Below are 25,228 nucleotides of genomic sequence, written 5' to 3' on the forward strand. Positions count from 1 at the left end.
TCGGGAAGGAAAAGAAATCTCAGAAAAGATTTTCTTGTGGTGCAAGTGCAGCATCGAGCGTCTCGTGCATAGACGTGATTTTCTGCTTGACCTCGGACATGGACATCTCGGACAGCGGGCCATCCGGCGACTTGGTTGCCAGCAACTCTGCAGTAACACCAAGCGCAGCCATGACCGCAATACGATCATTACCCTTCAATTTGCCGGCGTCGCGGATGGCACACATTTTCTCGTCAAGATAGGCAACCGCTTCCTGCAAAGCACCCTCTTCGCCTTCCTTGCATGCCAGCTTGTAAGGCTGGCCCATGATCGATACGTCGAGCTGAATCATGCTGTCTCCTCATCTTTTTCTTGTGCGGGGATTTGTTCCAGCAATGCTGCAACGCGGTCATGTGCTTCTTGCATACGACGTGTCAGTTCAGCATTTTCAGCGGCCAAAGCAACCGCTTTAAGACGCAAATCTGCATTTTCGCTGCGTAGCGATTGGGTCAAATCAGCCAATTGGCCGATTTTTTCGGAAAGATTGTGAAAGTCTGTAATCATCTCGCCACTATAGATGTGCAAAGGAATGACCGTCAATAGATTGCATGAACAGAGCGCCGCTTTTCCAGCGCATGCGTACAAATTTATCGTGCACCGCACACTGATAGCGACAATTAGTCCTGGCAGATTGCCAAAATCATACGCAAATCTTGTGTGTTACATCATTTCCGTCAATTTCCCATCCGCCGTAATCAAGCCGGTCCGTATCGTCGCATCGGGAAAAACCGTCTGTGCTGCGATGCGATATCGCTGCAATTGCAATGCATAGGCAGCGCGTTCGCTATCAAACAAATTACGCTTGTAATCAAGTATCCACAATTCATCGTCAAACATCACGATACGATCGAAGCGTGCGACGCCTGCACTGGTGATGACTTCCATTTCATTGCGTGCAAAGCGATGCTGCGCAGGATCGAAGAAACGCTCAAGTTCCGGCTGCGCCAGAATTGCATGGGCCTGCTCCCACACTACCGTCGCCATCTCGCGTGAGCATGGCAGCCATTTAGCGATTTGTGCCGGATCATACATTTCCAGCGGCCACGTCGATGTTTGCGTCAGACGCTCCATCAATGCGTGTAACGCAATACCCTCTTCGATCTCTGCGTTGGAATAAGTTGCTTCGACTTCAATCTGCGGTGCAGGCAAGGCTGGCGGACTGAATATAGGTAAAGAGAATTCAGCTTCTTGCTCTATATCAGATACCAGCAAGCTCTCGCCTAATTCCACGTCCAAAGCGCCCTGGAAGCGTGAATACCAGCAACCGTCTGCCACACCACTCACAGAAGCACTCCGCGCATCCGCTACGCCACTAACGATCAATAGCTTCTTCGCACGCGTGGTCGCTACATACAAGAGATTCCAGTCTTCCTGCGTTTTCAATTGCTCTTCTTCGGCGAACAAATAATCACGTGCGGCACCCCGCTCGGCTTGACGGCCAAAGACGGAGAAATGATTCGGAGCATCCGCTTCCTGCTTCCATTCGCACAACACGCCGTAATCGTCGCGTGCCGGATCGCTGTGATTGGCATCCAGTAAAACCACGATATCCGCTTCCAAACCTTTTGCGCCGTGTATCGTCAAGATACGCACCGCATCCATGGCGGCATCGATATCGGCTTCATCCGGCGCATCGCTTTCTGCTGATTTCTGCAGGCGACGTAAAGCATCGATAAATTTTGGCAAGCTCGGGTAACGACCGGCATCCAGATTCAAGGCCAGTTCAGTAAAGGCTTCGATATTGCCCAGCACTTGTCCGCGTACCAGTGGCGATGCAGATTGCGCATAGCGCGCCACCACATCGCCATCGTGCAGTATCCGGTCGAGTAAATCATGTACCGGCAAATGCGCGGCTAGTTCCAGCCATTTTTCCAGCAGCGTCACAGCGCGTTGCAAAACGGGAGATGATGATTCCACAGCTTGATGCAATCTGCTCCACCATGTTTTTTCTGTGCGCAACGCGAGCGCGATCAAGTCTTCATCTGTCGCGGCTATGATCGGCGACTTAAGTACATGCGCCAGCGCGAGATTGTCGTGCGGCGTGATGAGAAAAGTCAGCAAGGCAATCAGGTCCGCTACTTCCAACGATTCCAGCAAGCCACCACGTCGGTCAGATGCGAACGGAATGCCGGCTTCACGCAAAGCACGTTCATAAGCGCCCAGATGCGTACGTTTCTTCACTAGCAACATCACATCCGACCAGCGCGCATCTTTGGATTTTGCGCGCGCATGCAAGATGGCTTGCGCGACTGCGCGCCCTTCTTCCAGACGACGCGCATCCTCTTCTTCTTCGCGCGGCATAGTGAGCGGATCACGCAAATGCGACGGCGACCAAACGACTTTCTCGGTCTTTTCCTGTTGTACCAGCGGCAAACGCCACACTGCACCCTGCTCGTTGGCCAAGGTGGTTTGCGCGGTATAAATCGGATTGGCAACAAAACTAGCGTTCAATACTTCAACTATGCCTATGGCATTGCGACGCGTCTGATTGGTGCGCAGAAAATCTGCGCCTTGCGCCACCAATACCGCTCGCGCAGCAGAAAATACGCGCGGCTCGGCTCGACGGAAACGATAGATGGATTGTTTTGGATCGCCGACGACAAACATGCTGGGCTTGTCGCTATCGTCGCCATACGCATTCAGCCACGCCTGCACGATGCTCCACTGCAGCGGATTGGTATCCTGAAACTCATCCAGCAATACATGTTTGTAGCGTGCATCAAGGCGGCTTTGCAAATAGGCTGCGTGTTCTTCATTCGTCAGCAGACGATAAGCTTGCCATTCCAGATCGGCAAAATCAAAGACGCGTTGCTCGGCTTTGACTGCCTGATAAATTTCCAGATAAGCAGCACCGACAGTAAACAAGGCGCGATTGAGTTCTATGACCTTGGGTTCCATACTGCGGCGCAAAATTTTCTTCAGCGCTTCGCCCACACTTTCGAACTCTACTTCAAATGCATAGACGCCATCTTCGCCCAGATTGTCCAGCAAAGCCTTGGTCAGATTCTTGGTTGCGCGGTTCTTGCGGAATTTTCCACCGCCATCGAAAAACTCATTCGTTAGTGTCTCAAAATTTTCCAGCGTCGCGCCATCGGACATCGCCTTTTCTATAGACGTTGCACGCTCCTGATTGACGGCAGTGCCTTGTCCCAGCAGCCATGCAATTTGTCCTATACGTGCGGCCAATTTTTCATCCGACCACAAGGACAAGCGCGCATCGGCTTCACCATCAGCACCGCACAATTTCTGCAACCACGCTATCGGATCACCGCTCTGCACCGAAGCCCACCATTCCGCACGCTTCGCAACAAAGGAATTGATTAAATTACGCGTACTGAAATCACCGACCTGCGAGTACAAATCTATCAGTGCTTCCTTGACGTGTTGATTGTCTTTTTCGTTAACCGCTTGCATGAAACGACTGTACGCATCCGACAATAATTCGCCGGTTGCTTCCGTCAAGGTATAACCATGCGGCACACCGGATGCCAGCGGCGCAATCTGAATCAAGCGCGCAAACCAGCTATGAAAAGTATCAATAGACAGCGATTGCGGACTGCGCAAGACGCGCTCATACAATCCACGTGCAAGTGGCAACATTGCCGGCAATTCATGCTCGGCAACGCCACGTTCTCTTAACAAGGCCAATACTTCTGCATCCGACTTCAACGTCAACTCATGCAGCAGTTGCATCAAGCGCTCGCGCATTTCCTGCGCGGCCTTGCGGGTAAACGTAATCGCCAATATCGCTGCCGGTTCAGTACCGGACAAGAGCAGACGCAATACGCGCGCCACAAGCAACCAGGTCTTGCCACTACCAGCGCAAGCTTCCACCACAACCGAGCGCGACGGATCGCAAGCGCGCGCAACAAAGTGTGCGGCATCGGCATGTGTGCCATTGATTTCATAAGCGCGTGGCGTCATGCGAGGATCGTCCATCACCAAGCTCCCTTGCGGCAGAGTCCACGCACATCGCAGTATTGGCAAACCGATTCCGGCCCGGTAGCTGGCAACGGAGCATCGTGCGCTATCGCACTCATCGTGTTTGCAATCTGTGCGCTCAAGGTCTGCTGCCAGGTTTCATATTCGGTGGATTCCACTTCCTTGATCTTGTCCTTCGTTGCTTCCAGTGGAATGTACAAGGCAGCGGCCAACGGCATATCGGAGAGCAAACCGTAGAATGGCAATTGATGATCTTCGCCTTGCTTGAGCTTGTCGCGCAATGCAGTTTGATTCGTGCTTTTGTAATCCAGCACGATACGCTCGCCAGATGCGTTTTCATCCATACGATCGACACGACCGTGCAAGATGATTTCGCCATCTTCCCAGCGCAATACCTTCTCGAACTTTTCCTCACCGAGGACAAAATGCCATCCCTGCGTTTCGCGTTCGGTCAGCCATTCCAGATAGGCTGGCATCGCTTTTTGCCAACGCGCGTAATAGCCGAGTGCTGCAGCGCTTTTATCGAGCGCTTGCCCGAATACCTGATCAGAAATCTCGCGCAGCAGTGCCGCTCGATCTACAACAGCATGCTCATGCAATTGCGTATGGAACATGGCCAGAATTTGATGCAGCCAATCGCCGTAGTCGCGTTTCTCCGGCATATCAGATAACTCGTCGATGCCTGACAAACCCAACATACGCGTAGCGAAGAATTGATAAGGACAAGCAACCAGACTGTTGTAACCGCTAGCGGAAAGTTTTTTTGGCGACAACGCAGATGCACTTGGTGCAGGCATCGACGCTGGCGACGGCAACAAATGACGCGGCGCAATCTGCACGTCATGCTCAGCCAATGCTGGCAAACCAGCGCGCGCCAAGCTGAGTTGCAAACGTTCTATCCATGGACTGACTGGATTCGGCTCGCCATTCTTGTGCGCCTGCCACGACAACACAACGCAATCGTTGGCAGACAACAGTTCTGTCACATCACGCAATTGCTGGCGCTGACGACTTTCACGCGTCGCCAGCCCCAGCTCGCGACGCACGACATTGGCGAAGAATAAGGTTTCTGCTGGCTGCGACGGTAGATGTTCAGCATCTGCACCGACCATCAACACTGCATCGAAGTTGCGCAAACGTGCGCCGTTCAGCGGCAACATCACGACACGTTTGTCGCGATTAAGCTGTACGAAGGCAGTCGCTTCCAATTGCAGGTTAATGAATGCACGCCATTCCGCAAATGAAAACGTATGACCAACCTGCTCGCAATCCTGCGCGATATCCTGCAGTAATTGAATCACCTGTGCGCCAGCGCCATCCGCTTGCAAGGCTGCACGCATACCCAGTACATCCAGAGTCTGCTGAATTGCGACTATCCATTCGTGCAGAGTTTTGGCTTTGCTAAATGCGGAGGATTGTTGTGCCAACAAGCGCATCATCTTTTGCGCGGCAGGAATTGCGGTCAAGGCATCACTGACTGCATCCCAACCACCGAGCACATTTCCACGTCGCAAAGCGATTTCGCTCGCCATCACCAGATCGGCTTTGTCTTCTACATTAGCAAATACAAATGGCGATTTCAAAAAATCCAGCAAGCCTACTGTCTCGGCCCGTGCCGCAACCAGCTCAAGCCAGGATGCCAGCGCCGCTGCCGCGCGCGTGGTCGATAATTTCCAACCGGTTTCATCGGCAACGATTACTTGTGCACGTTCGAGCAAGGCGCGTATGCGACGTGCGACTACGCGATCCTGCGCAACGATGGCGATATTGGCTTTGCCTTGCTGCAGCCAATCGATAATCGTTTGTGCACCAGCCTTGGCTTCTGCTTCCAGATTCTGTGCTGCATATAAATACAAACCTGCCGGCGTCGCCGTAGGCAAGGCAGCGGCTACCGCTTCATCCGTCAACATCTCCGACCATGCAGCAGCGTAAGTACTATTTATATGATGAGCCTGCCAATCCAGTGTCATCGATACGACCGCATGTTGTTCGCTGTATGCATCGAGGAAGGCTTGCTCCATCGCATCCGGCTCGACCGGGCTAATCCAGAACAGCGGCAATTGCGCCTGCGCGGCGATACGCATCATCTGCGCGAAACGCGTCACGATTGCATCGCTGGCATCGAGCTGACTCTTCCAGATAGTCCACACCAGTTGCGTTTCATCCGACAACAAATTACGCGCCACTGGCGACAATTGCTCCAACGCCGCCTGCCAGCGGGCATCGGCCACATCCGGCGAGACCTTCAGCTCCGGCAGCATAGCTTGCGTCAATTCATCCGATAGTGTTAACAATATCTCGGCCAGCGGCAGCAAATCCGTATTGCGTCGCGCGCTGAATAATTTTTTCAGCCAGGCATGTTGACGCAAAGTGGCATACAGAGACATCAAGCGTTCACTAGGCGCGGTGACTGTCGCACCAGTTTGCGGTGGCAATAGCCGTATATATTCAGACAGCGAAGTGATGACTGGCGGAATGAACGCGCCGTCGAGTTGCTTGCCCAATGCCGTCTTCAACAACTGTATATGTGCGAAAGTCGACACCACCACGCGCACCGACGACAGATCCTTGACCGACGCATGTTCGGCGCGCGCCAGCAAATCACTTTGCAACAATGCGCGTGCGGCATCATCCCAAAAGGCAGCGGAAGGTGGAATCAGTACGGCGCTATGCAGCATCAAGGGCTCAGGTGAAAGATGGAAACGGGAAAAGTGCAGCGATGGGCTGGTCAGTTTTGCATTTTATGCGAGGCTTTGTGAAATTTTATGAGCAATGCCCCACTTTTTATAAAATAGGTTATGATTTGTCCAGACCCCGCCTGATTACCTCTGGTTGCACCTTCAAAAAAACTTGAATTACATCGCAATGTCTCCATCTTTATCCAGTAAGCGGAGACGCTGCAGGTAAGCACCGATAAAGAGTGGTTATTGCCAAGGCGCTGATTTATCCTTTTCTCCTCACATTGAGGCAAACATGAGCGAAAACATCAAACATATTACCGATGCGTCTTTTGATACAGACGTACTGAAATCCGACAAACCAGTTCTGGTCGACTTCTGGGCAGAGTGGTGCGGTCCGTGCAAAATGATTGCACCGATTCTGGAAGATGTTGCCAAGGAATACGCAGGCAAGATCCAGATCACAAAAATGGACGTCGATGCCAATCAAGCAATTCCGGCCAAATTCGGTATTCGCGGCATTCCAACCTTGATTTTGTTCAAGAATGGCGTACCAGCAGCGCAAAAAGTAGGCGCACTGGCAAAAGGTCAATTGACCGCCTTCATCGACAGCAACATTTAATATAAATAAAAATTGCAGCGATGCGCCCGCATCGCTGCTTGATTACCAACTTCATCACGTCGTTCCCTCCCCCACCTTTTTATCTCCCTTCCTGGGAAACTCAAACATATGCATTTATCCGAATTAAAGGCGTTACACGTCTCCGCCCTGCTAGAAATGGCAATTGGCCTGGACATCGACAACGCAGCGCGCTTGCGCAAACAAGAACTGATGTTCGCGATTCTCAAGAAACGCGCGAAATCAGGAGAACAAATTTTTGGCGATGGCGCCCTCGAAGTATTGCCTGACGGCTTTGGCTTCCTGCGCTCGCCCGACGCCAGCTACATGGCGTCCACCGACGACATCTATATTTCCCCATCGCAGATCCGCCGCTTCAATCTGCACACAGGTGACTCGATCGAAGGTGAAGTCCGCACGCCTAAAGATGGCGAACGTTACTTTGCATTGGTCAAGGTCGACAAGGTCAACGGCGAACCGCCGGAAGCATCGAAACACCGCATTCTGTTTGAAAATCTGACACCGCTGCATCCGAACAAGCCTTTGCTGCTTGAACGTGACATGCGTGGCGAAGAAAACATCACCGGCCGCGTCATCGATTTGATCGCGCCTATCGGTAAAGGCCAGCGCGGCTTGCTGGTCGCTTCGCCGAAGTCAGGTAAGTCCGTCATCCTGCAACACATCGCACATGCGATTACCACCAATCATCCTGATGTCGTCATGATCGTGTTGCTGATCGACGAACGTCCTGAAGAAGTGACCGAGATGCAGCGTTCGGTACGCGGCGAAGTCGTTGCTTCCACGTTTGACGAACCAGCTACACGCCACGTGCAAGTTGCCGAAATGGTGCTGGAAAAAGCAAAGCGCCTGGTCGAAATGAAAAAAGACGTCGTGATTCTGCTCGACTCGATCACCCGTCTGGCACGCGCCTACAACACCGTGATCCCGGCATCCGGCAAAGTATTGACTGGTGGTGTCGATGCCAACGCATTGCAACGCCCGAAACGTTTCTTCGGTGCTGCGCGTAACGTCGAAGAAGGTGGCTCACTGACCATCATCGCTACCGCACTGATCGAAACCGGCAGCCGTATGGATGACGTGATCTTTGAAGAATTCAAAGGTACCGGCAATATGGAAGTGCATCTCGAACGCCGTCTGGCCGAGAAGCGCGTCTACCCTGCGATCAATCTGAACAAATCCGGCACACGTCGTGAAGAATTGCTGATCAAACCAGATCAGCTGCAAAAAATCTGGGTACTGCGCAAATTGCTGTACGGCATGGACGAAATCGAAGCGATGGAATTCATCCTCGACAAGATGAAGTCGACCAAGAACAACGCAGAATTCTTCGACATGATGCGCCGCGGCAACTCCTGATCATTGAATATTCAGCCATGCATATGGCTGAAAGCAAAAAGCCCGTTTTCCTTGCATACGCTGCAAATGAAAACGGGCTTTTTTACTATGCAGGCGCAACACTCAACCCGGCAACTTCCAATCCCATCTAACTGCCAACAGGCGCAATGCCGAAGTCACGATAATGCTTGAAATCAAGGCCACTGCTGACGATACATTCAGCCACTCCAGCCCCATATAAACCCAGCACCCAATGAATGAACAGGTCGCATAAAGCTGCCCACGCCGGAACACCATGGGGATTTGATTGCACAATACATCGCGCAAAATGCCTCCAAAAATCCCGGTCGTCACGCCCATCATCACGCAGATAAAAACCGGCATCTGCGCTTCCAGCGCCAAGGAAGTACCGACTGCACTGAACAAACCCAAACCGAAGGCATCAGCGACAACAATCGTTTTTTCCGCCACAGCCGAACGCAAATGCGGCAGGAATGGCCCGGCAATCAGCGCCAGAATAAAGACAAGAATGGCATATTCCTGATGCTCTACCCAAAACAAGGGGCGTCGATCCAGCAACATATCGCGCAAGGTACCACCGCCAAATGCTGTAATAAAAGCAACAATAAAGACACCAACCAAGTCCATTTCTTTGCGCCGTGCCTCGACAAAGCCGGAGCAGGCAAATGCGACTATGCCGCATGCCTCAACTACCTGCAGCAGCGTACTCATGCCATTCTGCAAACCAATTGTCACAAAGACTCCTTTAAATGAACTGTTGCGACTGTAGCATTCATCTCGGCAAGCTTGTCGCAAATCCATGATTTTATTGAATTTTCCATGTATAATTCGCGACTCGTTCCAACCTAGGAAAGTGATCGACAATCGGGTCAAGAAGCTGTGCGACCGACGAAGTGACGATTGGCTACCAAACTATCTAAGGCAGAAAAATGAAAGAAGGCATCCACCCAGATTATCGTAACGTCGTGTTCCAAGACATGTCTAACGATTTCAAATTCATTACCCGTTCGACCATTCAAACTCGTGAAACCATCGAATTTGAAGGCGCAACATACCCACTGGTAAAGATCGAGGTTTCCTCGGAATCGCATCCGTTCTACACCGGCAAACACAAAATCGTTGATACCGCAGGTCGCGTGGATAAATTCCGCAAGAAGTTCGGTACCGTCGGTTCAAAAACATCCGTGGCAGAATAATTTCGTCACCGCGTTTCAAAAAAGGCAGCCACGGCTGCCTTTTTTGTTGCAAGCTCACTGTACGTCTATTCCTGTTGCGACTTGAAAATCAGTCTTTTCACACCATCAATAGAGAATCGCTGCACTGACGCAGAATTTTTACGGCACAATAACGCCGGATCAAATAAAAACAACTTTCTCCTTTCATGAAGCCAGTCCGCCTCCCCGCCTCCGCTACGCTTGCACTCCCGCGCGGGGCGTTGTTCGCACTGTGTTTGTTATATATCCTGCCCGGCCTGCTTGGTCGTGATCCGTGGAAACCGGACGACGCTACCGGCTTCGGCATCATGTGGACGATGGCGCACGGCTCGCTGGCTGATTGGCTGGCGCCCAATATCGTCGGCTTGCCGATGTTCGAAGAAGGCCCGCTGGCATTCTGGTTGGGTGCGATCTGCATCAAATTATTCGGCTGGCTGCTAGGCGATCCGATGGCCGCACGCATTGCACCGATCTGCTTCTTCCTGCTTGGCTCGCTTGCGGTCTGGTACACCACTTACCTGCTAGGCCGTCGTACTGAGGCACAACCGCACAAACTCGCATTCGGCGGACAACCTGAACCAAAAGACTTCGGCCGCACATTGGCCGATGGTGCCTTGCTGATTTATCTGGGCTGTCTTGGTTTACTGGTGCACAGTCACGGCACGACTTCTGAGGCATTACAGGTATCGCTGGTTGCCTGTGCTTTATACGCCACGACACGTTTATTTGAAAAAAACACCTTACGTCGCACCATCGTTTTAGCTCTTGCCTTAGCTGCATTGGCGCTGACGCGCGGCTGGGTTGTCCCACTCGCATTGTGGCTAGGCATCATTACCCTCGCATCCGTACGTGATCGTGCATTGTTGCTGCGCTTGATACTCATCGTGCTGCCATTGGCCACTGTCATTACAGGTTCATGGATATGGGCAAATCAATTGGTGCAGGCCAGTAGCGCATCAACTGATGCATGGATGGCGTGGAATTACCGCCAGATCAGCGCACCATCATGGTCCACCGCACAATACTTCTTTAAGAACGCTGTCTGGTTTGCATGGCCGGCATGGCCCTTCGCTATCTGGGCCGTGTATGCATGGCGCAGACAGCATGCAGCACTGCACATTACTCTGCCACTGACCTTTTTTGCTGCGCTGTTGGTCCTCGCCTTCTTGAACTCTCACGCAGAAGAAGCCAGCCTGTTGCCGTTGCTGCCTATGCTGGCGATTCTCGCTGCATTCGGTTTGCCAACAATGAAGCGTGGCGCCATCAACGCAGTCGACTGGTTCTCGGTCATGATGCTGACCACTTGCGCCGCTTTCATCTGGCTGGGCTGGATCGCCAAGCAAACCGGCTGGCCGGCACAACTTGCCAAGAACGCATTCAAGATCGCTCCAGGCTTCAAACCTGAATTCGGCCTATTCGCATTCCTCGTTGCCGCTGCCGCAACAGCAGCCTGGATCTGGATTGTGTACTGGCGTATCTCGCGCCGCCCTTCCGTTTTGTGGCGCGCAGTCGTACTGTCTTCGGGTGGGATTATCTTGTGCTGGTTGCTGCTCATGACGCTGTGGCTGCCATGGGGTAATTACATCAAGAGCTACGTCAGCGTTGCCAAACAAATCGAGATCGCATTACCAACCGTCAAACGTTGCGTCGCAACGAACGTCGGCCCTGCGCAACGCGCATCGTTTGCCTACTTTGGAGAAGTCGAGTTTGCGCAAGGTGGCGAGAAAAATTGTGATTATTTGTTGCTACAAGATAGCCATCGCGGAAACGATGCGCCACAGTTCATAACACGCTCCAACCAGCAATGGCAATTGATCTGGCACGGCCGCCGCCCAGCTGATCGCGACGAACGCTTCCGTCTTTATCAACGTATCTACAATACGCAAACCGAACAGAAGTAATAACGATCCACGACCGCTCTCACGCAAAGGGGATACTGCTTTAGTAGTAAAAAATGCAAAAAATATGCATTTATCTTCTACAAACAAGCACAATCAGTCTTGCTCAAATCGCCCAAATCGAGCATAATGCTCAGCTTGCGTTGCCGAGATGGCGGAATAGGTAGACGCACGGGACTCAAAATCCCGCGCCGCAAGGCGTGCCGGTTCGATTCCGGCTCTCGGCACCATTATTGAATACGCACCTTCGGGTGCGTTTTTCATTTCAAATCAAGCTCTTAGGTTACTGAAAATTACCTTCAGCAGTCACTCTTAGTATCCCTCCCATTTGTCCTATATTGTCCTCGCGGCTCAAATCAAGAAAAGTTTTGTCCTGATTTGTCCTGACGAGTATTCGATTCTAGCAAAGCTGAAAATTACTGTTGCCAGTTTCATTATGGCCGAGCTAGAATTAAATCATTGTTGCGCTCTGTATAGGGCCGCATCGTTGGGGAACGCAGATTTACCCACGGTGTTCAAGAAAATAAAGCCGGTGAGGGTCGGCTCCCTGTTTTCGAGATATAACAATCCAATTTGGGGTAAATGTATTTGTTTGCTGCTCTGTCCACAGAGCAGGATATCTGACACGAGACCACGGTCGAGGCCCACAGATATTCGCATCAAATACCCAGTCCTTCTGCCCACAAAATCCCCTCCTTTTCCACCTTGAGTGCCGTGGCGCGCAAGGCCAGGTGGTACCTGGCTTCAAGGGGGAAGTCATGTCTCAATTGCACACACCAAATTACATCGCCTCAGTTTACGGCGTCACTAGTCAATCAATTTATGTTCGCTTAACAATCGACGAACGTCTTATCGCCATCAACGGCGAGAATGAATTTTTCCCCGTCGTATTGTTACCCAAGGTTTTGCCTTTTAGCTACGAATCAATAAAAAATGCTATATCCAAGGGGCGGTTCGTTTTACCCGTAGTTAAAGTCTCAAACCGAAGTTATGTGCTCAGGTCTATTCTTGCCCCCTACTTGGAAGCATACGAACGTGGCGAAGTAAATCCGCGTAAACGTGTTGGCCGAAAATCAAATCGTGAGCGTCAAAAAACTGCTCTTACAACAGTAAAAACAGAAAATCCAACTGCCGCGTAAGCGATCATGCGGAAACTCGAGAACTGGGGCGACGAGACCGTCGCTAGGCTTCAGCAGATTGAAAGAAGAGTATCTTCTCGCCCCCCTGCCCTTGCCAATGTAGTTCAACTTCCACTGTGGCCAGAATCAGCTCGAGGCGTGCCAAACATCGCGCTTCGATCTGCCATATTCGCAGCAATCAAAAAAGGGCCACGTAAATTTCTTGAGCGCGAATTGATATCAGCACTTGAGGGTTATGAGATTTATCAGACGGGCCAGCAGTTGGACCAAGGCGACCTCAGTTTAGTTGTAACTCTATTTCACATAGCTCGTTCCTTCGGACTCGGAACAGAATGTCGCATCAAGATACACAAGCTTCTCAGCAGCTTGCATAAAACAAATACAGGAGGCAATCGTAACGTCTTACACAAACGAATTTTACGACTTCGCGCCAACGCCTTCGAACTCAAGCATGGCCGCTATACTTATGTTGGTGGATTTATTGACGAAGCATATAAGGATGACAAAACGCGTGAATACGTTATTGTTCTCAATGCTAAATTAAGAGATCTATTTTTTTATGATCAATTTACGCAAGTGAATTGGAGCGTTCGTCAGGCGCTTGACGGAAAACCTATATCGCAGTGGTTGCACGCTTTCTATTCAAGTCATGCGCAACCATTTCCAATGAAGATTGCGACCCTACATAAAAATTGCGGCAGCGAAGCAGCTTCACTTAATGATTTCAGAAAGGATTTGCTACGCGCATTAAGCGCATTAGCCGATGCCAGCAACGCAAACGACCAGCCATTCGATTACGAAATCCGGGGAGATTTGGTTCATGTGATGAAACAAGCAAGTGAATCACAACGACGCCATTTAGCTAAAACAAAAAGGCGTCGCAGCACCCCTTAAGCACGTCGCGACACTCCTGAAATAATGTCGCAGCGCCCCTTAAAAGTCGTCGTAGCGCCCCAACTCGAGCCAACAAAACAGTCTGGAAAGCCAATACTGATAAGGCTTAACCTAAGTCCCTAAAATTAGCTAATCTGTTTTTAATCTTTATCTAATCAGCACATACAAACACGCATGAGGGCCACGCCATGTGCTGCAGCGGGATACGGAGTGCCGCTACGCGGCAGCCCTACCGGGCCGGCTCCTACCACTGCACCGCCTACGGCGGCTACGGCACAATATGGCGCGGAAATTGTACAGAGCAAGAGCAACGTCACTATGTCTTCAATATAGACACTCAACGACCTATAAATCATCACGCTGGGGCGATTTGAGTCCGATCCAGCACATAGTGCTGGACAGTGCGAGCGCGAAGCGCGTAGACACTGCCGCATGGTCGGATCGGCCGCAGGGCCGACCCCAGAGCATCATGGCGGGCATGTAGGAGTGTTTTGGCCGGCTGTCCCGGCCAGCGACAATGCCGTCCACTTATGCTAGCCACCCCTTATAATCAACTCTCAGTGGTACTGAGATACTGCGACACACAACTAAACAAGCGCAAAGTATCTGCCGGGAGGGCTCATGTATTTGCAGCATATTCACGCTCAAAATTTTCGAGCGTTCGGCGACGGCACGACCGCGCCGACTCTAGACTGGAAACTAAATCCAGATCTGAACATACTTATAGGCGAAAACGACGCGGGCAAGAGCAGCATCATTGATGCGATTCGTTTTCTACTTTGGACGACAAGCTTTGAGACAGTTCGACTGCAAGAACAGGATTTCTTTGTTCGCACAGCCAATCGAACTGACTCTCTCATTATCGAGGGTACGCTCCGCGATCTTTCGGCGACCCAAGAAGCCAGCGTATTGGAATGGCTTACATATGAAGTCGATGGTTCGCGTAGCTTGATTCTTAATCTCCAAGCTCGTAGACGCCCCCCGCAGGCAGGCCGACGCGCTCGCATTGAGCTTGTCACCCGTGCGGGTCGAAATGGGACTGGCCCAGAGATTGGTTCTGCGGTCCGTGAACTGGTACGAGCCACATACCTACGTCCTTTGCGTGATGCTGAAGCTGAGTTGCGACCGGGACGTCAATCTCGCTTATCTCAGATCCTAAGTGCACATGTCGATATGGGCGAACAAGCAGAGAGCGACTTCGACCCGGCGAATCCAACAGTGGCAGCAACGACGCTCGTAGGTATGATGAATCAGGCACAGCATCAGATCGGTGGCCATGCAGCCGTAGGCTCTGTTCAAAAGGACATCAACGATAACTATTTGAATCCGATGTCGTTTTCTGGAGAGCCATTAGCTTCGCAAATTCGTATCGTCGGAGATGCAAGTCTCACCCAAATTCTTGAGCGATTTGAACTCAGCCTTCTTCCCCCCGGCACGATCCACCCAGGCGAACGTTGTCCGCGAGGCCTGGGATATAACAACGCTTTGTTCATGGCTACAGAACTTGTTCTACTACGCAGCACCGACGAGTTAGGATTGTTGTTGGTCGAAGAACCGGAAGCCCATTTGCATCCGCAGTTGCAAGAACGGGTTATGGATCTAATTCAACAACAGCCAAAGACAGACCAACATCCTATTCAAGTCATCATGACTACCCACAGTCCGTCACTGGCTGCAGGAGCAAGCCTTCAATCAATGACTTTGGTACATAAGGGTAAAACCTTTCCACTACGGCCAGAAGAGACCAAACTCGCCCGGGCAGATTATGAGTATCTCCACCGATTCATAGATGCGACAAAGTCAAACTTATTCTTTGCTCGTGGAGTCGCAATTGTTGAAGGCCCCGCAGAAGCATTGCTACTTCCGGCAATCGCTGAAGTGGCAGGTCTTTCATTTTCCAAGTATGGAATTTCAGTTGTGAACGTAGGTGATATTGGTTTGTATCACTACGCCAGGATCTTCCAGCGGTCAGCTGCCGACGAGGCAATCCCTATTCCAGTGGTTTGTGTTACCGATCGAGACATCGTACCCGATGCGGCAAGCTACGTAACGCCACCGAAGACAGGCAAAAGGTTTGAAAAAGACTACGCAGCAGGTGAAGCTGCTTCCGCTGTGGCTAGGAAGATTGCTAGAGTGGAGTCTTCAGAAGATCCTGCCGTGAAAGTCTTCGTCTCGGACTATTGGACGCTTGAATACGACCTCGCAGCAGCTGGATTGGCAGAATTGATGTTTCTCGCGATCGCGATGGCGAAAAAGGAAAAGAGCAAGGGCGAACGGCTGACCGATGCCGATGAAGCCACCGCACTTGCAGATGCGAGGGCTGCCTGGCCAACAGAGAGAGCCACCTACAAAACATCGGAAGCGCTCGCTATAGCGGTCTACCAACCGTTGTATGAAAAAGATGCTTCCAAGGCCGTTGCGGCGCAATACGCTGCCAAGTTACTCCGGTCAAAGGACTTCGGCATTGACCAAGTCCTACTTGATGCGCTACCACCCTACTTGAAGGCGGCGCTACGCCATGTAACGGGAACATCAGATCCTATACCTGCTGCGACAACAGCAACGGCGGCAGCATGAGTCTCCCCATTATTACGGACCTTGATCTTGAAAAACTAATCGTTGATTTTCCGTCGCTCGATTTCAGCGATGCAGAACGAAGAGCTGTCCTTCTTGAGGCCGGAATACGGGATATACAAGCAGCACCTGGAAGCGGTAAAACCACGCTCCTTGCTGCCAAACTACAACTTCTCGCCGATAAATGGACGCACTCCAATCGCGGAATCTGTGTTCTTAGCCACACGAATGTAGCAAGGGATGAAATTTCCAAGCGCCTAGGTACATCCACTAACGGAGCACAGCTTCTGGGATACCCGCACTATGTAGGAACGATTCACGCTTTCGTGAATCAATTCCTAGCACTTCCTCTATTACGAAGTGATGGTGAAACGATAGACGTTGTAGATAACGACATCTTTGCATCGCAGGCGCTTTCTTTATTACGTACCAAACGGACGCTGCACGCATGGGTTCAGAAAAATCCACAACGAGGACCTGCAGCAATTGCTACGCTTCGGTATCAAGGTGCCAATCTGACCTTGGGTTATGCGGAGGGTGGGCTTCCTGCACCTGGTAGCGCCTCATGGGCCGAAGCAAACCAACTAAAGCAGCGCCTGCGTAGCAAAGGCGTCTTTCGATTTGATGACATGTTCGCATTTGCGGAAAAGTTGCTTGTCAGGTTTCCCGATATGCCGAAACGAATATCACACCGATTCCCAATAGTTCTTATCGATGAGATGCAGGATACAAGTTGGGAACAAGAAGATTTATTAGCGAGACTCTTTGATGACACCGTGATGATTCAGCGATACGGAGACAGGAATCAGCGCATCCTATCGTCCGGTACTAATACAGAAAGGTTAACGTTCCCTCGACCTGAATCTCTAAGTGTGACCTCTACGAAGCGCTTTCCCGAAACCATAGCTGCCATAGTACGCACAGTACAAGAGCATGGTGAAGCTGTAGCAGCACCGATCATAGTCGGTGCGCGGCCACCAGTGCTGTTTCTGTATGCCACAAGCAGAGTCACGGCTGTTATTGAAGCATTCGGCAAACATGTACTATCTTCGTTTTCAGATGCAGAACTTGGCGAAGGCGCCGTAAAGGCGATTTGCGCCAGAAAGCGAAGCGATTCAGCAAGCGCCGCCGGCCGACACATTGGGGACTATTGGTCAGACTACACACCATCAAACGTGTCGCCAAGTGGATCTGAGAGCATATATTGTCTGCTGACCGATCCAGAAACGTTAGGAATTATTCCGCTCGGCCTCGACCAACGTGTGCGAGATATTAAGCGAGCTATCTTGCTCGCATTGAGAGCGGCCGAAGCTCCATCTGTACAGGATTTAAGAGATGCGACACATCTTCTGCGGCGACTAGAAATTGTAGGATGCGATGTGGGGCCAGTCCGCATGCTATGTCATCAGCTTGCGACAAGCACCGGTAACACTTCGGCTGAAAAGTGGGACGCAACTCTTAACTTAATGTATGGAGCTTTGCGCGCCTTGCTACCAACCACACTCACAAGGGAAGCGTTCGTTGCCTTGAGAGCCTTTGAAATGATCGGCACTACGCCAACATCCAAAGTGGCTAACACGTACGTCGTCACTCATGAAAATCGTTCAGTTCCAGTGAAAATTGGAACCATCGCGTCCGTAAAAGGTGAGACCCATCTTGCTACTCTTGTAATGGAAGCGCACGGCTTCCCCGCAAGAAGTCATGATTTACAGGCAGCACTTGCAAGTATCGCAGGTGGAGAACCCCTAAGTACTAGAGCCAACGCATCGATGCGCAGTATCTACCGAAATTTGTATGTGGCCGCATCACGCCCTTCTCATTTGTTTTGCATGGCAATGAATCGAGAACGTGCTCCAGCTCCACATATACAAGCTCTGCGAGACAGGGGGTGGCGGGTTGTCGAACTTGAAGAGCAGGAGGGAATTATTGCTCCGTTCTAGTACCGCAGACGAGGCCCGTCCAAAATTTTACCTAAGACATAACTGAGTACCGACTCCAACTCTTCGAAAGGTCATAGAGTTCGGTACGGTTGTTTTCAAACGTGCTTGCTGCTGCCCCTAAAACATAGCTAGGGCGTGACGTAATATTAGGCTCAAAGGTCATAAGATTCGGTAAAGTGAGTATTCGCATCAATTTAGCCACTTATTCGCCCATCAAAATAACCACCCAATTTCACAGAAAGTAACCGCATTTTTCTAGGATGAATAGTGAATCGCCCCAACCGCGAAACTATGATCCAATCCCAAGTTGATATGTCATAGAGGAGAGAGTCTTGCCACGTTCCCATCGGCTAAAAATGCAAAGAGCTTCTGAGGCTCCAAAGTCGAGATCGATAGTTAGCGACGGCTTGGTCGTTGCGGGTGCCACTGCTGCGGCCTACCTTCTGACGTTCGCCTACGAGTACGGCTACTGCGCATATTTCGGAATACCGGGTTTCCTGATCGAACCCTCGACAGGAACAATTCTCTTCGCTGCAATGTTCATTTTGGTAGTCGGTGTCTTTCTCATCGACGTAAGCTTCTTGCCTCGTGAATTGCTGGCAGCAATACCTTGGCCAAGACTACGAACACGCTTAATATTAATTGCTCTCATGTGGAGCACACCCGCGTTAATGGGCATGCCATTCGACTGGCCTAGGGGGCTCTTTACGAGCGTATGGACGCTGCTCTTACTGTCTGACTATATCTATGCGCTGATTTTGAGATCTGGGCCATTTTCCGAACGTATTTCGCAGGGAGAGAAGGACACCGAAACCTCCAAATCCGGATGGGATGGCCCGAAGAGAATTTTCGGCGCGACGGCTGTTGGTTCAGTGCTGATCGTTTATTTAGCAATGCTAAGCGCCTGGATAATCGGCACGATGCACGCACGATTTCAAGAGGGTTTTATCGTCGTCAAATCGACACCGGACATTGCGGTCATCAAAAGATATGGGGATCGATTCGTCGCTATTCGCTACACGGGAGCCCCGCCACGAGCCACCGGTGAGTTCCAAGTGATAAATACGGAGACGGATATGGAGTTTATGAATTTGGAAAAACTCACCATTGAGTCAGTGCGGAGGCGGAGAGATAGCAAGGACAAGAACTAGCGAGATTCAACCACAGCCCCATGGCTTGGATCCACGCTAGTGGTGTTATCGCCCCCGATAGCGGCTGCTCGGCGACCGTATCAGCCCAAGCAGGCAGTCGGCCTGCACAGCTTGACCAATCTGCCTCGGTTGGTAATATCTGTAGGTGGACAGGCAGTTCTTGGCCGATCGCTACCATTTGCAACTGTAGTCACTTGAACATAAAAATTCAGGTGTTACTGACCACAACATTAAATTGAGTGTAAGACAGATTAACCGTCGTTGCACACGAATGTGTTTACCAAGCCTAGAAATCCCGGGCCTATTAACACATCAAATTAATGTGTCGAACGCCTGATGAGTAATTGAGAAGCCTGTGTGTGTAGTTGTATTACACAAGCAGAAGGCACAGTGTCCGCTTTCGCCCCAAAGAGGACACTACTTGGCAGTTCAACCTAAATCATTTGAAAACAATAATGGCAACACTTCTCTCGCACTTCCTCCAAAGTAAAATACTAACAATTGAAGGATGTTTAATTGACTGCACAGAAATTCGTCTTGAGCAGAATGGTGGGGATCATCGTTGCTGGCGACTTCCAGGCTCACTGGTTGTTGACTTCAACGAAGGGATATCCGCAAGGCTGGTTTCATCCGGCGAGAATCGCCCTGTACTTTCATCGTTACACCAACTAGCCCTGGCTAGTAGTGTGCAATCAGGAGAACTGATCCCAGATAGTCACTATTTTAGCTTAACAGCCATTGATGTTTCTGGTCATGAGTGGACAAATCCAAGTGTCAAAGTCACAGAAACACCTTGTTCAACTTGTACTGTTATTAAAATACATTGCGATTGGATTCGTACAACTAGCACAGCGGCAGGGAGTAAAGATTTTGTTCACATGCTGTTTTTGGAGCCACTCGATTTTCCTTTAAACGAATTTCGCCACATAAACATAACAAGTGCCAACTTATTAGTCTCAAGTAAAACTGAACTCTTTGGTTCTAATGGCGATACTACGCGAGCTTCAATTCGCTATAAAAATGCGAACGCAAAAGATGATTTTTTTACACTCTGTGCTTTCGCAAAAGAAAATACTCAACTTCCTCAAAATTTCGATTCGAAACTTATGGAAACGGTACGTTTTCTCTCTGCATCTAAAGTTGCTTTTTGCGCTTCTGAAACCGTGCGTAACGAAGTTTGCACACTGGAACTGGCAAAAGCACCAGGTGCAACAAAAGGCCTTTTTCCACCACCTTTATATAGTCGGGCAGATCATGTTCTAGACTTCTACAGGCTTTTCGACGTATTTTTGGAGCAAGCTGTTAAATCATCAAACGATGAAGGGTTTTCTCCTCTAATGACGAAGTTTCATCCATTGTATGGCCTTGGCAATGTATCACTCGACAGTATTGCTCTATTGATCAGTGTGACGGTGGAGGCCGTGGTGAAGGAGCATTTTTCGGAAAAAGGCCAGCCAGAAGATCAAGTGCTTCAAGAAGTTGATTTAATCAATGAATCGATTAGCAAGTTGCCTGTCTCGGACAGAACGAAAGCTCGCGCAAAGGGTTCTCTTGGCGGCATGAAAAACAGCCGTGCCGATGACAAATTGAATGATCTGAAAATTTCTGGACTCCTTTCTGATGATGAGATCAAGGCGTGGAAAGGTCTGCGCAACGCATCTGCTCACGGAAGCCTTCATGTGGATCCGAACGGATTTCAAAAACTTCTCGATAAAGTGTATTCGGCTGCGACACTTCTTAATAAACTAGCCTTGCTATCGTTAGGGTACGTAGGTAAATATAACGATCACTCAGAAAGAGGATGGCCTGAGAAAGACTTCCCCCCCCAACAAAAATCAGAAATGCAGTCGCTGCCTGAAGACTCTATCGAAGTTCTAACTAGCTCAGTCGCAACAAGTACTGCCACACTATTTGATGCGGTAGTGACACCAGAACCGATCGAAAAACAAGTTTCGACAATGCTCAATCTGACAGCTGTGCAATCAGCTACAGAAACACAACCAGCGTTAGCAAAGCAGTCAAAGAACAACTAAGTTAGAGCGCATGAGTTCTATCAGATTGGTTTTCTCTACGATGAAGTCTAAAAGATTAAAATATTCAACCATCTAAGTGGGAACAAGCCAATGTCATTTGTCTGTACGCAGTGTGTCGACCATGAGGAATTTTGCGCTTACGCCCAGGACAACCTATTGAACAGCGAATGCGACATCTGCAACGCCGTTGATGTCCAAGGTTTTAACACGGACACGATAGCGGAACTGATTGATCCTGTTTTCAGAAAGACGTTCGCGCCATACAGCGGCTATCCAAGTCGCGCCTGCATAGGCGATGATCTTTTGTCATGTCTCCATGAATTATTTGGCAAAGATCTACCGTTTGAAGAGGAAATAATCAACGCTCTAAGCGAAACAGAGTTTGTCCATATCAAGGATGGCGGCGATGCTTTCTATGAATCGTTCACAAACTACGAACGAATTGGTCTGGTTAGGGCTAGCGAACAGATCTGGATGTGGGATGAGGTATTACGTGAACTGAAATATGAAGCCCGATTTTTTAGCCCTCGTGCCCGTGAGCTATTTTCAGGACTTTTCGATAATATTGAGCAGATGGTTGATGAGAACAATCAATCTGTCGTTCTAGACTTGACTGCTGGCACAGTCGTCTATCGGGCGAGAAAATTTGAAACGCGCTGGCAGGGCAAAGAATTTGAGGAGGATCCAGAGAAGCATATAGGCCCCGCGCCCCCTCAGTTCGCTCGAAATAATAGGATGAGTCCCGAGAATGTCTCTTATCTGTACACGTCACTCGATAGCGATACTTGTAGAGCAGAGCTGCGTCCAGCCATCGGTGAACAGGTTATGGTCGCTGGGTTCGAGACCGTTCGCACACTTAGGCTGCTAGACTTCAGAAGATTGGAAACTGCGTCATTCACAAAAGACCACGGTGTATTTCATCCTGACTATCCCAAACTTCAAGGACGACGTGTCCTACTGCGACAGTTGCACCATCTGATTTCAATGCCGGTAGTTCCAGGGCATGAAGCAGATTATTTGATTACACAAACAATGGCGGAGTATCTGGCCCATGTTCATGAGTCCCACTTTGATGGGATAGTCTTCCAGTCAGCTCAAAGAAGCCACGGTGTGAACGTCGTAATTTTCCCTATTAAGGGAGTCCTTGCAGATGAGTTTGACAAGCACTTCAAAGTTCGATTCAAGGTCGGAACAGTTCGCGCCTATCGGGTTGAAGGCGTCACTTATTCAATGAGCGACGTGAGCCGAGACCATCCTTTCAAATCGTACGAAGACGATTTTGATTTTGATTCGCAGTCATATTTATGAATGCTCAAGATGAAGCCATTTCCCAATGTATTGCCAACTCCATCGAAATTTATGAATGTCCGTTTTTGGCCGATTGCGGACATTTGATAACCGCGTTTATATATGGAACGTTGTAGTGCATTGACTATGCGAATGGGCGGCGGCTTTGGAGAGAAAATTGATGGCTACTTTGGTGTGCGGCTGAATGGTTACTTTGATGCGAATACTCAGTAAAGCGTCTTCAGTGATTTTTCACCAAACACCCAAGGCAGCAAATGCGCAACATTAAGGGCGTCATCTAGCGCGCGATGATGAGCGCCTACAAGGCCTAACTGGGTAAGCTCACATGCTTTGGCCATTCCGACTTCCTTACCAATGCGCTGCACTTTCGCGAATAAACGTTTCGCATTTTGATGCTCCAGCGTGATTGGTTCTGCGATGCCATGCCGTGCGCTATCTCGTGAAAGTTGCTTGAGATCATAGGCTCCCCAACTAGTCCAGATTGATTCGGTCGTTACATGTAATGCAATGAACTGCCGAAGTGATTCACTAACAATTGGGAACAAGGGAGCACTGTCAACGTCTTGTTGCTGAATACCAGTTAAGGTAATGCAAAACGCTGTTAATCGAGGATTTTCAACCGGTCGTACAAACGATTGAAAGCGATCAATAATGGCTCCATCAGAGCTAATCCAACATGCTCCGACTTCAATTGTCTCCATATTTTCTGGTGAAATCGCTCCATCATCGGAGCATGTTGCTTCCAGATCGATGACTAAAATGGGATATGTAATGAAAACCTCAACCTATTAGAATGACACTAAAAACTAATTCCTATCTTTCGCAATGAATCTCAATATACAAACCTTGCAATCATTCTTTACCGAGAATATCCGTTGGCCTGCCTTCGTACTTTTCTGCAAGAGCCAATACATACTCTTGGCGTTAGCTTTTATAGTCCCAAAATACTGGGTACATTCATTTACCAGTCTGATAATTTTCTATGCCGCAACCGCGTTTTGCTTTTTAAATTGGAGAATTGGAGGGATACCTGGAACTCATCTCACTTGGTCACTCGGCCGTCCAGGCATAGCAGGAATCCATCTTACTCGCCGCATTGATAACACCGAAAATTATCGAGATATTGTTAATCAAATTATTGTTTGGTGCCAGCTCGCAGAGAAAAAAGGACTAAAGTCAATCAGACTGATTACGCCAAACCTCATTTTGCTTAACAACAAAAATGGGGCTGACCGACTTGCGAAGTTGATCAAAAGAATTCAAATTTCCTTACAAACGCCAGCGGACATTCGTCATGTCAACGATCCTGCTTGGCTCGATGCCCTTTTGTATCCGTTTACTGGACTATCTTACGATTCGCGCTGGCAAGGTTTGAAGGGACTGAGAGAAAAGTTTCGTTACCTAATTAGCCTTCGCAAAAAGGGCGTGATCGTTCACTTCAATTAATTACTCTATTAAACGACAAATACTTTGCCTCCGTGAACCATTGATAGATACTCACGAAAGCGATATTCGCTATAGAGAACTTGTCTCGCCAATGTATTCGGTGCCATCCGGATGGCCTCGATTAATTCTGCACGACTACATACGTATTCATCTTTATCTTCAAGATATTCAATAAAAGCATCTGGCAAGCGTTCCATTTCAGCTTCAAGTTCTGCTTCGCAGAACTGTAGCAAAGAAGTTTCTTCTATTGGAAAAGCCGAAGCTGACTGACTGATTTTTACAAGGGAAAGAGCATTCATATTTTTGTCCAATCTTTAATTGAATTTAAAAATTACCGTCCACACGGTAAAAAACCGTCATTTACCGTAAATTACCGTATCAGACGGACTGACCAGTTTTTGCTGCATGTCGACTGATTGCAATCGCCAGTATTCCACCGAAAAAAGTAATCCCACCAAAAATTAAATACGCCTGCAAATCACCTGACTTTCCGTGAGTGGAGAAACCAAAGATTGCATCTGCGAACAGATAAGGTCCAAAAACCAACCACAGCCATCCCACGGGATTTACAAAAATCACCTTGAAAAGTTGTATGTAAAAATTCATATCGTCTCCTAGTCATCGCCCCATACAAACAAAATAACAAGCTGAGATAGATACTCGCAAGGTTTCAACGCCGTTTTTCAATGAAAAATGACAATTTTGGGCGAATCATAAATGCAATACAGCCGAGCATCAGGAATGTGATTACGAGTATGGTCATACCTCCTAATTCGCCAGCGGAACTCGTCCAGGCAGCTTGCGATACTTCCTGGTTTGACGGACACGTTGCGAAAGCCAGTAGTTGATAGATTGGTTTCGTTGCACTAAGCCAGAGCGCGCCGGCAATGACAATGCCTAGCATGTTCAAAATAATGAGATAAAAAATACTTTTCTGCGTTTCCGGCTCGAGATGTTGTGGGTGAGGCGCCATAGA

21 protein-coding genes and 1 tRNA gene are annotated in these 25,228 nt (G+C 49.5%); 13 read left to right on the forward strand and 9 right to left on the reverse strand.

What is annotated here, in order from left to right:
• Positions 1–19: 19 nt before the first annotated feature.
• The 4 genes from AC07N2_RS00670 to AC07N2_RS00685 all read right to left on the reverse strand — a co-directional run bounded on the left by AC07N2_RS00670 (position 20) and on the right by AC07N2_RS00685 (position 6,659).
• The gene (locus tag AC07N2_RS00670) at positions 20–331 is read right to left on the reverse strand and encodes a cell division protein ZapA (protein ID WP_494776560.1); all 312 of its coding nucleotides are present in this window, start codon (positions 329–331) and stop codon (positions 20–22) included.
• Complete coding sequence (locus AC07N2_RS00675) at positions 328–543, reverse strand: DUF904 domain-containing protein (protein ID WP_494776561.1); 216 nt, start codon at positions 541–543, stop codon at positions 328–330. The genes AC07N2_RS00670 and AC07N2_RS00675 overlap by 4 nt, the downstream gene beginning before the upstream one ends.
• 156 nt (positions 544–699) lie before the next feature.
• A complete protein-coding gene (locus tag AC07N2_RS00680) occupies positions 700–3,978 on the reverse strand; it encodes a UvrD-helicase domain-containing protein (RefSeq protein WP_494776562.1) in 3,279 nt (1,092 codons plus the stop codon).
• Positions 3,978–6,659, reverse strand: a complete 2,682-nt coding sequence (locus AC07N2_RS00685; protein WP_494778088.1) for a PD-(D/E)XK nuclease family protein — start codon at positions 6,657–6,659, stop codon at positions 3,978–3,980. Before AC07N2_RS00685 ends, AC07N2_RS00680 begins: the two co-directional genes overlap by 1 nt.
• A gap of 295 nt (positions 6,660–6,954) precedes the next feature.
• Here AC07N2_RS00685 and trxA point away from each other — a divergent pair, with 295 nt between their 5' ends.
• Complete coding sequence (trxA, locus tag AC07N2_RS00690; RefSeq protein WP_076592242.1) at positions 6,955–7,281, forward strand: thioredoxin TrxA; 327 nt, start codon at positions 6,955–6,957, stop codon at positions 7,279–7,281.
• A gap of 108 nt (positions 7,282–7,389) precedes the next feature.
• The gene (rho, locus tag AC07N2_RS00695) at positions 7,390–8,655 is read left to right on the forward strand and encodes a transcription termination factor Rho (RefSeq protein ID WP_076592243.1); all 1,266 of its coding nucleotides are present in this window, start codon (positions 7,390–7,392) and stop codon (positions 8,653–8,655) included.
• Between the two features lie 102 nt (positions 8,656–8,757).
• Here the strand turns inward: rho and AC07N2_RS00700 are convergent, their stop codons facing one another.
• Positions 8,758–9,366 (reverse strand): trimeric intracellular cation channel family protein, encoded by a 609-nt coding sequence (locus AC07N2_RS00700; RefSeq protein ID WP_494776563.1) that lies wholly within the window; start codon positions 9,364–9,366, stop codon positions 8,758–8,760.
• A gap of 218 nt (positions 9,367–9,584) precedes the next feature.
• Between AC07N2_RS00700 and AC07N2_RS00705 the strand changes: the two genes are divergently transcribed.
• From AC07N2_RS00705 to AC07N2_RS00750, 10 genes are all read left to right on the forward strand, one after another.
• Positions 9,585–9,851 carry a type B 50S ribosomal protein L31 gene (locus AC07N2_RS00705; RefSeq protein ID WP_076592245.1) on the forward strand — a complete coding sequence of 89 codons (267 nt, stop codon included), beginning with the start codon at positions 9,585–9,587 and terminating at the stop codon, positions 9,849–9,851.
• A gap of 185 nt (positions 9,852–10,036) precedes the next feature.
• Positions 10,037–11,770 carry an ArnT family glycosyltransferase gene (locus AC07N2_RS00710; protein WP_494776564.1) on the forward strand — a complete coding sequence of 578 codons (1,734 nt, stop codon included), beginning with the start codon at positions 10,037–10,039 and terminating at the stop codon, positions 11,768–11,770.
• 142 nt (positions 11,771–11,912) lie between these two features.
• Positions 11,913–11,997: transfer RNA gene (locus AC07N2_RS00715), tRNA-Leu, on the forward strand.
• A gap of 528 nt (positions 11,998–12,525) precedes the next feature.
• Positions 12,526–12,906, forward strand: a complete 381-nt coding sequence (locus AC07N2_RS00720; protein ID WP_494776565.1) for a hypothetical protein — start codon at positions 12,526–12,528, stop codon at positions 12,904–12,906.
• A gap of 6 nt (positions 12,907–12,912) precedes the next feature.
• Entirely contained in the window at positions 12,913–13,800 is an 888-nt protein-coding gene (gene trfA / locus AC07N2_RS00725) for a plasmid replication initiator TrfA (protein WP_494776566.1), read from the forward strand.
• Positions 13,801–14,421: 621 nt separating this feature from the next.
• Positions 14,422–16,377, forward strand: coding sequence for an ATP-dependent nuclease (locus tag AC07N2_RS00730; protein WP_494776567.1), 1,956 nt, complete (start codon positions 14,422–14,424; stop codon positions 16,375–16,377).
• On the forward strand, positions 16,374–18,314 hold the full coding sequence (locus tag AC07N2_RS00735) for a UvrD-helicase domain-containing protein (RefSeq protein WP_494776568.1): 1,941 nt from the start codon (positions 16,374–16,376) through the stop codon (positions 18,312–18,314). The genes AC07N2_RS00730 and AC07N2_RS00735 overlap by 4 nt, the downstream gene beginning before the upstream one ends.
• Positions 18,315–18,646: 332 nt before the next feature.
• On the forward strand, positions 18,647–19,465 hold the full coding sequence (locus AC07N2_RS00740; protein ID WP_494776569.1) for a hypothetical protein: 819 nt from the start codon (positions 18,647–18,649) through the stop codon (positions 19,463–19,465).
• 455 nt (positions 19,466–19,920) lie between these two features.
• On the forward strand, positions 19,921–21,498 hold the full coding sequence (locus AC07N2_RS00745) for a hypothetical protein (protein WP_494776570.1): 1,578 nt from the start codon (positions 19,921–19,923) through the stop codon (positions 21,496–21,498).
• Between the two features lie 90 nt (positions 21,499–21,588).
• Positions 21,589–22,806 carry an RES family NAD+ phosphorylase gene (locus tag AC07N2_RS00750; RefSeq protein ID WP_494776571.1) on the forward strand — a complete coding sequence of 406 codons (1,218 nt, stop codon included), beginning with the start codon at positions 21,589–21,591 and terminating at the stop codon, positions 22,804–22,806.
• 206 nt (positions 22,807–23,012) lie between these two features.
• Here the strand turns inward: AC07N2_RS00750 and AC07N2_RS00755 are convergent, their stop codons facing one another.
• Positions 23,013–23,507, reverse strand: a complete 495-nt coding sequence (locus AC07N2_RS00755; RefSeq protein WP_494776572.1) for a 3'-5' exonuclease — start codon at positions 23,505–23,507, stop codon at positions 23,013–23,015.
• Positions 23,508–23,631: 124 nt separating this feature from the next.
• Between AC07N2_RS00755 and AC07N2_RS00760 the strand changes: the two genes are divergently transcribed.
• Entirely contained in the window at positions 23,632–24,252 is a 621-nt protein-coding gene (locus AC07N2_RS00760; RefSeq protein ID WP_494776573.1) for a hypothetical protein, read from the forward strand.
• Between the two features lie 8 nt (positions 24,253–24,260).
• Here AC07N2_RS00760 and AC07N2_RS00765 read toward each other — a convergent pair whose 3' ends face one another.
• From AC07N2_RS00765 to AC07N2_RS00775, 3 genes are all read right to left on the reverse strand, one after another.
• Positions 24,261–24,551 (reverse strand): hypothetical protein, encoded by a 291-nt coding sequence (locus tag AC07N2_RS00765; RefSeq protein ID WP_494776574.1) that lies wholly within the window; start codon positions 24,549–24,551, stop codon positions 24,261–24,263.
• 79 nt (positions 24,552–24,630) lie between these two features.
• On the reverse strand, positions 24,631–24,858 hold the full coding sequence (locus AC07N2_RS00770; protein ID WP_494776575.1) for a hypothetical protein: 228 nt from the start codon (positions 24,856–24,858) through the stop codon (positions 24,631–24,633).
• Positions 24,859–24,922: 64 nt separating this feature from the next.
• Positions 24,923–25,225 carry a hypothetical protein gene (locus AC07N2_RS00775; protein WP_494776576.1) on the reverse strand — a complete coding sequence of 101 codons (303 nt, stop codon included), beginning with the start codon at positions 25,223–25,225 and terminating at the stop codon, positions 24,923–24,925.
• Positions 25,226–25,228 lie beyond the last annotated feature (3 nt).

Source organism: Herminiimonas sp. GW821-FHT09C12, assembly GCF_059416385.1.